This window comes from Lyngbya sp. CCAP 1446/10, from assembly GCF_026130175.1.
Classification (GTDB): Bacteria; Cyanobacteriota; Cyanobacteriia; order Cyanobacteriales; family Microcoleaceae; genus Microcoleus.
Window position 1 is genome coordinate 61,623 of record NZ_JAIGNI010000023.1, and the last position, 11,736, is coordinate 73,358.

8 protein-coding genes are annotated in these 11,736 nt (G+C 47.5%); 3 read left to right on the forward strand and 5 right to left on the reverse strand.

The window, feature by feature from the left end; genetic code table 11:
* Positions 1–189: 189 nt before the first annotated feature.
* From ftsY to K4039_RS12075, 4 genes are all read right to left on the reverse strand, one after another.
* The gene (ftsY, locus tag K4039_RS12060; protein WP_265235428.1) at positions 190–2,016 is read right to left on the reverse strand and encodes a signal recognition particle-docking protein FtsY; all 1,827 of its coding nucleotides are present in this window, start codon (positions 2,014–2,016) and stop codon (positions 190–192) included.
* A gap of 121 nt (positions 2,017–2,137) precedes the next feature.
* Positions 2,138–2,770: a transcription antitermination factor NusB gene (nusB, locus tag K4039_RS12065; protein WP_265235429.1), complete on the reverse strand. Its 633-nt coding sequence runs from the start codon at positions 2,768–2,770 to the stop codon at positions 2,138–2,140.
* A gap of 388 nt (positions 2,771–3,158) precedes the next feature.
* Positions 3,159–3,884: a DUF502 domain-containing protein gene (locus K4039_RS12070; protein ID WP_265235430.1), complete on the reverse strand. Its 726-nt coding sequence runs from the start codon at positions 3,882–3,884 to the stop codon at positions 3,159–3,161.
* 227 nt (positions 3,885–4,111) lie between these two features.
* Entirely contained in the window at positions 4,112–4,312 is a 201-nt protein-coding gene (locus tag K4039_RS12075) for a hypothetical protein (RefSeq protein WP_265235431.1), read from the reverse strand.
* Positions 4,313–5,621: 1,309 nt separating this feature from the next.
* Between K4039_RS12075 and K4039_RS12080 the strand changes: the two genes are divergently transcribed.
* On the forward strand, positions 5,622–8,438 hold the full coding sequence (locus tag K4039_RS12080; protein WP_265235432.1) for a PAS domain S-box protein: 2,817 nt from the start codon (positions 5,622–5,624) through the stop codon (positions 8,436–8,438).
* A 343-nt stretch (positions 8,439–8,781) separates the two neighbouring features.
* On the opposite strand, the gene K4039_RS12085 is transcribed toward K4039_RS12080, so the two are convergent.
* Positions 8,782–8,976, reverse strand: a complete 195-nt coding sequence (locus tag K4039_RS12085; protein WP_193975465.1) for a hypothetical protein — start codon at positions 8,974–8,976, stop codon at positions 8,782–8,784.
* A 382-nt stretch (positions 8,977–9,358) separates the two neighbouring features.
* Between K4039_RS12085 and K4039_RS12090 the strand changes: the two genes are divergently transcribed.
* Together K4039_RS12090 and K4039_RS12095 are read left to right on the forward strand one after the other, a co-directional pair.
* Entirely contained in the window at positions 9,359–9,709 is a 351-nt protein-coding gene (locus K4039_RS12090; RefSeq protein WP_265235433.1) for an STAS domain-containing protein, read from the forward strand.
* A gap of 140 nt (positions 9,710–9,849) precedes the next feature.
* On the forward strand, positions 9,850–11,736 hold a 1,887-nt coding region (locus tag K4039_RS12095), incomplete at its 3' end, for a TIGR03960 family B12-binding radical SAM protein (protein ID WP_265235434.1).

The following is an 11,736-nucleotide window of genomic DNA, read 5'->3' on the forward strand; positions in this document are numbered from 1 at the left end:
ATCCGAAGCAAGCAATAACAGAACGAAGGTATTATTTCTAGATATTTAGTTTTCACTCGATCGCCCGTGGCAGTCGGCGCAAGTCCTGCGATGCTAGTTCAAGGTTAAGAATTTGATATTTTGAAGCTCTGTATCCGCCTCTAAAAATTGGGACGGCTACAGATACCTCATCAATCTAAAATCTAAAATCTAAAATCTAAAATCGAGTAGGGCTTCCACAAATTCATAACTAGAAAACGGGCGCAAATCTTCGATGCTTTCTCCGACTCCAATAAAGCGGATGGGCAGACCTAGCTGCTGCACTACTGCTAGGGCAACACCACCTTTAGCAGAACCGTCGAGTTTTGTCAATACTACTCCGCTTAATTTTGCAGATTCTGCGAACACTTCTGCCTGTCGCAAACCATTTTGACCTAGCGTGGCATCCAAAACCAGTAGAGATTCTACGGTAGCACCGGGGGCTTTTTTGTCTATAATGCGACGGATTTTACTTAATTCGTCCATCAGATTTTTCTTGTTTTGGAGGCGGCCGGCGGTGTCTACGATCAACAATTCTGTGTCTCTGGCGCCCGCAGCGGCGATCGCATCAAACACAACAGCAGCCGGATCGGTATTTTTCCCCTCGTTAGCAATAATTTCGACACCGCTGCGGGAGCCCCAAACTTTCACCTGTTCGACGGCGGCGGCGCGGAAAGTGTCGGCGGCAGCAATTAGGGTTTTGTAGCCGGATTTTTGGGCTATGTGGGCTAGTTTGCCGATCGTCGTAGTTTTGCCCGCACCGTTAACTCCTACAATCAACCAAATGTTGAAAGTGTCTTTTTCCGGGGCAAAAGTCAGACTGTAGGCGGGATTGCCGGCGGCGGTTTCGGCTGTCGGAGCGTCGAGAATGTCGCGCAGGATGGTTTTCAGGAAGGCTAAAGCCTGTTCTGGCGGCAAAACTTCTTGTTTAAGTCTTTCTTGGAGGCGGTTGATAATGATGTCGGTGGCTGCGACTCCGACATCGGCTTGTAGGAGCAAAGTCTCAATTTCGGCTACCGCGTCTTCATTGAGCGGGCCTTGACCGACGATCGCCTTTAGTCGATTAATTAAGCTGCGGCGAGTTCTTTCTAAACCTTTGCGCAGTTTTTGCAGCCAACTGATTTCTTCGACGGATACTTGATCGGGCCGGCGGCCTTGACTGGCTAGGATTTCAGATGACCAGAGGAAGCCTTCGTCAAAGGCAAAACCGGGAATTTCTTCGATAATTGCGGCTCTTTCGGCGGCGGCTGCGATGACTTCTGGTTCCTCAAGGGCGGTTTCTTTGAGACGTTCGATGCGATCGAGGCGATCGGCCTGAGCTCTGGCCCAAAATGGCAAAGATTCGGCTGCGGAGTCCTCAGATGCGATCGATTCTGTGTCTGCAAGCTCATTTGCAGGTGTGCCAATTTCTATATTTTCGGCTGTAACTTCTAATTGTTGAGCAACAGGCACAGAATCGATCGCCTCGACCATTAGTTGCGGAGGTTCGGGAATTTCTACTAAACTGACTGCATTAATTTCTTCAACATCGCTAGTTTCAGCCTGTGCTGGTGCTGCAACTTCCGCAATATCTGCAACAGTTTCTGCGGTGGGTGCTGCTGCAAATTCTGCAACTTCTGTTTCGGCTGCTGGAATCTCGGCTTCTGCTGTCTGTGCTGGTGCTGCAACTTCCGCAATGTCTGCAACAGTTTCTGCGGTGGGTGCTTCTGCAACTTCTGCAACTTCTGCAACTTCTGTTTCGGCTGCTGGAATCTCGGCTTCTGCTGTTTGAGCAACTTCTGTTTCAGCTTGTTGCTGTTTTTGAATATTTTTGTAAGCAGCTTTAGCCCAATTGAGATAATCTTCGGCTACAGCGGGGGAGGTTTCCTCTACTGCTGCATCTGTTTGAGGCTCAACCGGTGCGGATTGTGCCGCCTCATCTGGGGTTTGTTCGGAGGGAGTTTCTGGTTCAGAAGATCCGCTTTCGCTGTACTGGCGACGAAACCAATTAAATACCATAGGAAATTGGGAATAGAGAGTAGTTATTAGTCATTAGTCCTAAGTCCTTAGTGTAGAGCGGATTGCGGATTGCCAATCACTAATGACCAATGACTGATGACTAATGACTACAGACTATCGACTATTGACTCACAACTTCTGCGTTAATTTTATCGACGACTCGGCGGAGGACTCCGTTGATAAACCGATGTCCTTCGTCGCCGCTGTAGCGTTTTGCGAGTTGGACGGCTTCGTTGACGCTGACTTGTTCGGGTAAGCCAAGATAGAGGATTTCGGCGATCGCAATTCTCATGATATCTCGATCGATCCTAGGCAGGCGATCGATTTGCCAGTCCACGAGGGCTTCCGAGAGCAATTCGTCAATTTGAACGCGGTTGGCGCTAACTTTCGTCAAGATTTGCAAAGCATAGGTGCGGACATCTTGCTGGTTGGCTAGCTGGATCAGTTCTGGAAACTCCATTGCTGAACCGAGACGGTTGATAGCGGTTTGCGTGAGTTCGACTGCTTCCCGCACCATTGCTCTAGCACTTTGTATATCAGCGGCGCGGATTTCGCTAGCCAGCAGTTTGTCGTTACCTCGCTGTATTTCCGATGCTGCTGCTTCCAGGGATTCTTGAACTTCTGTAGTCAGGGTGCGAATGGCGGCAAGAAGAACATCTTGCAGTTTCTTGGCTTCTAAGAGTTCTGGATTTGTCGGCAATTGGCTGATGCCAAGGAGTGCGAGTTCGCGTGATGTTTCGCGTGCTTTTTTCATAGTTTTTAGATAGAATTTGGGACTTTAGGAATTTAGGAATTGTTGAGATTGTTAGGCGCTGGTTGAAAGGACAAGACTGGGCGGTTGAAACCGCGTCTACACAGACAAAACCCGCCTCCGCGGGTTGAAGATCAGAAGGTTGACATTACTTGATCTTTCTTTAGTCCGCGGAGGCGGACATCGTTTGTCTAGACGCGGTTTCAACCGCCGTCTTATCTTAGCAAAAAACCTGCCCTCGGTCACGATTGTTTGTGGGCAGGTTTTGAACAAGACTCGGCGGTTGAAACCGCATCTACACAAACAAAACCCAGATGGTGCGTGGGTTGAAGACTCGGCGGTTGAAATTACGTTTTTCTAGGCGCGCTTTCAACCGTCGTCTGATCTTGGTTTAATCTTCTTCGACTGGTACAGGCTGGTATCTTGATTCGGATACCAAGGGTTCGAGTGTTTTACCAGGAGGGTTGTCGGCGGTGACTGCAATTGAGTTGTTGGGGTTGACGATGCCGCCGGAGATGATGACTTTAAAGGCATCTTCGATCGACATTGACAAATTGACTACATCTGCTTCCGGGACTATAGCGTACCATCCTGTGGTGGGGTTGGGAGTAGTGGGGATGAAAATGCCGATCGGGCTTTCGCCGGAAAGATGAGACGGAATCTCTTTACTCTCGATCGTACCGGTTACAAAAGCCAAAGTCCAGATTCCCCGCCGGGGATACTCTACCAAAACCACCCGCCGAAATTTGTTATTAGACTTGAGGATAGTTCCCAGCAGTTGTTTCAGGGTTTTGTAAACCGAACCGGCTAGGGGAATTGCCTGCAATAGCTGTTCACCAAAGTCTAGCAGCCACTTACCGAAGATGTTGCGGGCCATTAAACCGATGACTAAAATGCTCAGCAGGGGCACAGCTAGCCCTACTAAGAGATTTAGCAGATTCACCAAAATCGGGTTGAGTCCGTCAAAAGGGTTGATCTGCTTGGGAATTTTGGTGAGAAAATTGATCACCCAACTGGCGATGGTAATTGTCAGCCAGATGGTGGTAGCTAAGGGGATCACTACCAACAGACCTGCGATCAGGTCGTTTTTTAAGTCCTGTTTGATGCGTTGGAGCACGGCGGGTCAAATCTCCTCGTAACTGGCTGCAATAACCTGAATAAACTTGAGAATAAAGCAACTGCACGGGCTTTACTGAAAGTTACTATGGACGATCGTCTTTTATGCTGCCAAACCCTGCCCTTTCCGAGCGCGGAAGAGTTAGGGATCGGCGGTACTATACCTATATTTTAAAGAATTATTGCTATTTGGCGCTTGCTTTTAATGTTTGCGGGCTGTGCGACAGCTCACCGTACTGTATATTTTAAGACATTTTGGCTCGGAATCAACCAATCAGCTCGCAGTGTTGAGGCGATCACAGTCGGGGCCTTTTCTGTTGAGGGCTTTTCGGCTGCTTCGAGAACTGATGAATTTTGAGGATGGGGCTGGCTAGAGCAAGACCTTTGGTGATTGTACCGCGATCGCGCCCCCTCCCATCGAACAATCATTTTTTTTAGAACTTGACAGAAGTGCGATCGAGAAAGGTGAGACATCATAGATTAAATGTTTATCAAATTCAAGCTATTTCTTAAACTATTTGACTCCGCTTAAAAATGGATACCGTACTACTTCAGTTGACAGTTGACAGTTGACAGTTGACAGTTGACAGTTGACCGTTGACAGTTGACAGTTGACAGTTGACCGTTGACCGTTGACAGTTGACAGTTGACAGTTGACCGTTGACCGTTGACAGTGACCTCTCCCGGTCAGGAAGAGGATTGGAGTAATGAATAGTCTGATTTTAATTTCTCCCTACAAGGGTTGCGGCTTTAAACCAATTCTTTCTGGTAAACTCATGATTGGAAAGTCAACAGAATTAGACCAAAGTTCCAAATCCCAAATTCAATCCTGCAAGTAAATCTCCAATCTCAAATCGATTGACTATTCTTTGAAAAACCTTCATTCAGTTGACAGCGACCTCGACCTAGAAGGAAGAGGATTGGAGTAATGAATAGTCTGATTTTAATTTCTCCCTACAAGGGTTCCGGCTTTAAACCAATTTTTTCTAGTAAAATAGAGTCAAATTCGGCGTTGCTGATTTACAGTATGAATGGCTAAATATGCACATCAGAAAAACCATTATCCACAAAGCTTCTGGATTTTTGCCTGGTTCTTTTTCATACCCTGATTAAGCAACGCCAGGGATTTATCTGAAGCGACGCACCCTACAAATACTGTTGCATGATTTTGAAACAATGGTATTAGTAGGTTGCGTGGAAACCGCGTTTTTGTGCATCCAGGACAACCGCATTTAAATTGTCTGTTGTTGTCAAAAAACCGATTTTTTTAATACCCGGGCTTCTGAATTAGAGCAAATTCGCAAAGATCTATCTTGGGATAGATACCTGTGTTTCCGACATTTGCTAAAAATTCCGGGTCACAAAGGGGGTCAAAAACCCGGTTTCTGCGTTAAGGTCGATCGCTCATACCATCTGAGAATAGAGAATAGAGAATAGAGAATAGGGCATGATTGATTATGTATGGTTTGCAGCTTGCCTAAAGTTGCATTCTTTTTTTAAACTGGTATCACAACCTCTGATTTTGACTCTTGACTGGGTTTTTGTGAGTTCAGGACTGACAAAGATATTTTTTTTGAGCAGAGCTGGGGATGCAGTGGCAAACTGGGGCAGACTTGGAAACAGGGATCTGAGCAATTTTTTATGTTTTCTTTAGATCTACTCTGGGAATTGAGTAAATAATGGAAATATTCAAGGAATTTTGATTACATATTTCTGTAAAAAATATTAAGGAATTTTTGTGAAAACGCTCAATATCCTTTTGGTAGAGGACAGTCCCCTAGATGCCGAACTGATTGAGGCATATCTCATGGATGGCGCTCTAGACTTTTCTTTGCTGTGCGTGGAAACTCGGGAAGATTTTGCCGCCGCGCTGGAAAATAATTGTTATGACATTATTCTGGCAGATTATATGCTGCCTTGTTTTAATGGGATAGCAGCGCTGGAAATCGCCCGCGCTACTTGTCCGGAAGTGCCGTTTATTTTTGTGTCGGCTACTTTGGGCGAGGAAGTGGCAATTGAGACTTTGAAAAGTGGCGCTACAGATTACGTTCTCAAACGCCGTTTGACGCGGTTGGTGCCGTCGATTGAACGGGCTCTGCGGGAAGTTCAAGAACGGATCGATCGCAAAGCAGCTCAAGCACAGCGGCTAGAGAGCGAAGCGAGATTTCGGATTATGGCAGATACCGCGCCGGTGATGATTTGGATGTCGGATATCGATCGACTTGGTGATTACTTTAACAAAGTTTGGCTGGAGTTTACTGATCGAACTTTAGCGCAAGAAATCGGCATCGGTTGGATGGAAAGCTTGCACCCCGATGACTTACCACAATATATGGATGTTTACCGGAGAGCCTTCGACGCCCGCAGCGAGTACCGGATTGAGTACCGCTTGAGGCGCTATGACGGGGAATATCGCTGGGTTGTAAGTAGGGGCGTACCCCTGTACAGACCCGATCGCACTTTTGCCGGTTACATCGGTTCTTGCATCGACATTAGCGATCGCAAACTGGCAGAACAAGAACGCGCTGCCGCTTTGAAAAACGAACAAGCAGCTCGCAAGCAAGCAGAAGAAACAGCGAAAGCGCTGCAATCGGCGAAGGATCGAACTACTAACATTCTCGAAAGCATTACCGACGCTTTTATCGCGGTAGATTTAAATTGTAACTACACCTATGTCAACAACAAAGCTCTTGAGATTTTAGGCAAGTCAGAAGCCGAACTGATAGGTAAAAATGTTTGGGATATATTTCCCTGCGCTGTCGATTTACCGTCTTACAAAATCGTCACCAAAGCATTAGCAGAAAAGGTAACGATCGAATATGAAGAATTCGTGCCGTTATGGAATAAGTGGTTGAAGGTGCGTTGTTATCCTTGCGATTCTGGTTTGTCTGCTTATATCCAAGACGTGACCGATCGCAAGCAAGCAGAATCTGCACTCAAAGCTAGTCAAGAAAAGCTAAAAATGTTGGCAGAATCTAACTTGATCGGGATTCTGTTCGGCGATGTTGACGGTGGTATTAGTGAGGCTAACGACGAATTTTTGCGGATGGTGGACTACACGCGGGAACAGTTGCAGCACGGGGAACTCCGCTGGATTGATATTACACCGCCGGAGTACCTGCCTTTGGACGAAATCGGCATCGCAGAGGCAAAAGCCGAGGGTGTTTGCACTCCCTATGAAAAGGAATACATTCGGCCCGATGGCAGCCGGATTCCGGTGTTGATGGGGTATATTTTATTGGGTGAAAAACGACAAGAATCAGTGGCTTTTATTCTCGATTTGACGGTTCGCAAGGAATTGGAAAAAGAACTGCAAGATCGAGCTGAGGAATTGGCGCGGGCAAACCGGATTAAAGACGAGTTTTTGGGAACTTTGTCCCACGAATTACGGACGCCGTTGAATGCGATGCTGGGATGGGCGCAACTGCTGCGTCACCGCAAGTTTGATCAAAAAACGACTTTTAAGGCTCTGGAAACGATCGATCGCAATACGCGATCGCTGGGGACGCTAATTGAAGATTTGTTGGACGTGTCGCAGATTATGACTGGCCAACTGTCGCTGAATTTGCGGTGGGTGGATTTGATTTCGACGGTGGAAGGTGCTATCGAAACTCTCGCCGCCGCGATTGGGGCAAAAAATATTGAAATTGTGACGGATTTCGACCAAACTGCGGGGCGGATGTTTGGTGATTCCGGCCGATTGCAGCAGGTGGCGTGGAATTTACTGTCGAATGCGATTAAGTTTACTCCTGACGGAGGACAGGTGAGGGTGGCGCTACGCAAGGTGGAGAGGACGAGTACACCCCAATTCGCCTATTCTGAAAATTTGTCACTGCCTAGTGTGGAAATTGAGGTTAGCGACACGGGACAAGGGATTGCGGCGGAGTTTTTGCCACACGTTTTCGAGCGATTTAGCCAAGGTGACAGCTCTACAACGCGATCGCACGACGGATTAGGTTTGGGTTTGGCCCTAGTGCGCCATTTTGTGGAAATGCACGGGGGGACGGTGCAAGCGACATCGGCCGGGAAGGGACAAGGATCGACGTTTTTGGTGAGATTGCCAATTAAACAACGACAGGGCGAGGGCGAATTTTCTATTGCCGGGACTGGGGAGTTTGTGGTTCGAGAAACCCCGGCGCGAACCCCTGTAAATGAGTCTTTTGTCAGCAGTAACCTTTCGGGAGTGCGAGTTTTGGTGGTCGATCGCGACGGGGATTCCCTGGAATTTGTGCGTACAGTGCTCGAAGATTGCGGGGCTGTGGTGGAGACGGCTGCATCGGGAAAGGAAGCTTTGGAGGCGATTTCAAGGCTGAATCCAGATGTTTTGGCGATCGATATTGGGATGCAGGCTCCTGATGGAGATGCTCTGCTGTGGCAAGTGCGATCGCAAGTTGGGAAGGAAATTCCCGCGGTGGCGTTCACGGCTAGCGGTAGCGTAGAGGAACGGGTACGGGCGCTGCGGCAGGGTTTTCAAATTCACGTACCCAAGCCTCTCAATCCTGCTGAGTTGGTGGCGGTGGTGGCAAGTTTGGCGCTACGCGCGATCGATTTTTGATTGACTCGGCGATGATGGATGCGCTAACTACGAACGAATGTTAAATTTTATAGGATTTGGGCGATCGGAGAATACGGTCAACAAACGTTTTTTTTAGTACAAATTACGATCACAGCTCATTTGTCAAGCCCCTAAAGTTATAGATTTAATTTAGGTCAAAGTTTGTAGTTTCTGATACTGAGGTGCAAAAACCAGCTCCTCAAATATCAAGTTCAGCAAATTAGTGCGACCTTGGAAAAATACTGTACCGCAGCCAATGCTTTTGGCACTCCTCTATTTCCTGCCGTGCAAGGATCAGGATTTTGTTTTGCTATTGAATTTTTCCTGTGCCGTCCGGTTCCAACTATCGACTAGATACCAATTGCACCCGGCCAGCATCCATTTCATCCATTAATAACTCTAAAGCCTCATAATCAATATCCGAGATGTAGCCCAAACGGGTGAGCTCGTAGTTGATTTCGTTTTCAATGTCAGGCGTCAACTGCTTAATGTAGAGGGCTTTTTCTACAAGATGACGAATAGCATAGGTTGCTTGCATATTAGCTCGGAGAACTCCGTACAGTTTGATTATCATCTAAACAGTCGATCAGGCGCGTGATCTAAATCAGAACTAACAAGTGATTTCAATTACATTCCTCAGTTTAACCTAACAGCTAGGGCAAAGTCGATCGCAATTTTGACCATTGCCAAGACTAAACTTGCTGGCATAAATAAAAAATAGTATAGTAGCTTACCTTTACTCCCCAAATATTGCAGAAAGTTTCATAAAAAAGAGTAAATAAATAAAGATTCAGTAAACTACTCAAAACTACTGGTCGGTTTTCCTCAGAGCAAGTTAGGCTCGTAAGTGTTAAGTAGGTTTAGGCTGATGCCCGTCCAGTGCGGTAGTAGAAAATACGTAGCAACCATAGGTTTGATATATGACACTTCTTGCCCAGGAACCAATTACGGTGATTCGACCCCTAGACCACCTGAATGCAGCCACAGCCGAAAAATTCGGACAGCAACTAACCACAGCAATTGCAGCCCCCGGAGTTGTAGCAGTAGTCGTGGATTTGGGCGCAGTTACATTAATTGACAGTGCAGGTTTGATGGCCTTGATTTCCGGCCTCAAGCAGGCGAAAAAAATGCGGCGACGGTTTAGTATTTGCTCAGTTTCCGCCGGGATAAGAATGATTCTGGAACTCAGCCAACTCGATCGAGTTTTTGAGATATTTGAAAATGTCGAAAGCTTTGAAGCCACCAATTCGTGTGTAAACAAGCACTCCTAGAATGTACTCAACGGTGAAAACAAGTTACAAAACACAGCAATTTCAGTTAAACGCCCCCAAAGAGAGAAGACTGCCGTTGGCGTGTTGGCAGATTTTAAGGTAGGCTGCTTAAGAGTCGCAAGTATTTAGCGAGTCGAGCCGTGGCAGTAAAAGTCGAAGAATTACTTACAGCAGAAATCAATCAGCCTGCTCGTTATCTAGGAAACGAGTTAGGGGCTGTGCGCAAGCCTTGGGATGCAGCGTCTGTACGCTGGGTGCTAACTTATCCAGAAGTGTATGAAGTTGGTGCTTCCAATCTGGGACACATCATCCTTTACAATATTTTGAATGCTGGGCCGAGACAGTTGTGCGATCGAGCTTATTTGCCCGCACCAGACTTAGCAGCAAAACTACGATCGACTAAAACTCCCCTGTTTGCCGTAGAATCCAGGCGATCGCTCACAGAATTTGATATTCTGGGCTTCAGCCTCAGCTACGAACTCGGAGCCACAAACATTCTGGAAATGCTGGATTTAGCCGGCATTCCCCTAACTTGGCAAGAAAGAGCGACAAATGCCCAAAATGGCGCAGATTTGCCGCTAATTTTTGCTGGCGGACAAACCGCCACCTCCAATCCCGAACCCTACGCTGACTTTTTTGACTTCATCGCAATGGGAGATGGAGAAGAATTGCTGCCGGAAATTGGCTTGATTTTGGCAGAAGGCAAAGCTAATAATTTGAGCCGAGAAGCATTGCTGCTGGATTTAGCGCAAATTCCCGGCGTTTATGTCCCGCAATTCTACGATATGGCGGCCGATGGTTCTGTTCATCCCAACCGCCCGCAAGTTCCCGATCGAATTCTACGCCGAGTCGCGACTCCCATACCAGCTTATTCGATCGGCTTAGTGCCCTACGTTCAGACAGTGCACGACAGATTAACAGTCGAAATCCGCCGGGGATGCACCCGCGGTTGTCGCTTCTGTCAGCCGGGAATGCTGACTCGCCCCGCGCGCGATGTGGAACCGCAACAAGTCGTAGAAGCGATCGAACAAGGAATGAAAGCCACCGGGCACAGCGAGTTTTCCCTGCTTTCCCTGAGTTGTTCCGACTATCTGGCACTCCCAGCAGTCGGGATGGAAATCAAAAACCGCCTGAAAGACAAAAATATCTCTCTGTCTCTACCCAGCCAGCGGGTTGACAGATTTGACGATAATATTGCTGACATTCTCGGTGGTACGCGGCAAAGCGGTTTGACTTTTGCGCCGGAAGCTGGTACGCAGCGGATGCGCGACATTGTTAACAAGGGTTTGACAAACGAGGAATTGTTGCGGGGTGTCAAAACTGCGGTCGATCGCGGTTGGGATAAAATCAAGCTGTATTTTATGATCGGTTTGCCTGGGGAAACAGATTTTGATGTGCTGGGAATCGCCGAAACAGTCCGCTGGCTGCAAAGGGAATGCAGGCTAGATGGCCGGCGGCCACTGAATTTCAACTTGACAATTTCTAATTTTACGCCTAAGCCTCACACTCCTTTTCAGTGGCACTCGGTTTCTACTACTGAGTTTTCTCGCAAGCAAAGATTGCTGAAGGGTGAATTTCGGGGGATGAGAAATCTCAAGGTGAATTATACTGATGTGCGGATTTCGGCGATGGAGGATTTTGTCGGTAGGGGCGATCGACGTTTGGGCGCTGTAATCCACCGCGCTTGGGAACTTGGCGCTGGTATGGATGCTTGGTGGGAAAGTTTGGATACAGCTTACAAAGCTTGGACAAGGGCGATCGATGAATCGGGCCTTACCTGGAAATACCGCCAAGTTGAAAGTGGCGAGTGGAATCTGTTTCATAAGGAAGAAGGAAGAAGGAAGAAGGAAGAAGGAAGAGGGGATGAAGAGGAGAAGGAAGAAGCAAGTTCGGCAGCGGATTTTGTAGCGGATGTAACGGATGTAACGGATGTAACGGATGTAACGGATGGAAGTCGGATCGAAGTCGGAAGAATGAATAAGGAAGATTTTCCCACATCTCCCACTCTCCCCCTCTCCCCCTCTCCC